Origin of the sequence: Sphingomonas endophytica (assembly GCF_001476895.1) — a bacterium.
GTDB classification, from domain to species: domain Bacteria; phylum Pseudomonadota; class Alphaproteobacteria; order Sphingomonadales; family Sphingomonadaceae; genus Sphingomonas; species Sphingomonas endophytica_A.
Genome location: NZ_LDTB01000323.1, coordinates 1 through 613 on the forward strand (window position 1 = coordinate 1; position 613 = coordinate 613).

At 62.6% G+C, this 613-nt stretch carries 1 protein-coding gene; it reads right to left on the bottom strand.

From position 1 onward, the window contains the following. The coding region (locus NS334_RS17450) for a polysaccharide deacetylase family protein (RefSeq protein WP_206542753.1) at window positions 1-467 on the bottom strand (467 nt) is incomplete at its 3' end. Window positions 468-613: the final 146 nt, after the last annotated feature.

Here is a 613-nt window from a genome sequence, read left to right on the forward strand (position 1 = left end):
TTCTCGAGCGGCATCTTGTTCATCGTCAACGGATGGTTCTGGCTGTGCGTGCCGACGGTATGCCCGGCCGCGAGCAGCTTGCGCACGCCGGCCGGATTGAACCGGGCCTGGGAGCCGATGGTGAAGAAGGTCGCCTTGACGCACGGGCTGGCGAGGATGGCCAGCACCTGGTTGCTGTATTTCGGCAGCGGCCCATCGTCAAAGGTCAGCACCACCTCGTGGTCGGCGAGCGGCAGCGTCTCCGGATATTGCATGGTGCCGATCCGCGGATGCTCCATGGGATCGACGACGAGAGTCCGCGAGGTGCCGAGTGCGTTGGGATTACCCGCGCAGTCCGCGGCAAGGGCGGGCTGCGGCGTCATGAAGCAGCAGCCCAGCAGTGCCGCGCCGATCACGGTCCGCGACCGCTTCCGGATCATCACCAGGACGTTTGCAATCATCGAATCTCGGCCGCATTCCAAACGCACTGACGAATCCTTAAGGGCGGCCCCATGAATGCGGCCTTAACGGTCTGTAATCCAGCTTGGGTGCCGGGTTCAATGTGTCCGGTCAGACACGGTCTTCATCGCTGCCGGCACGATGTGGACGATGTGATAATTATGCTCCTGCAGGT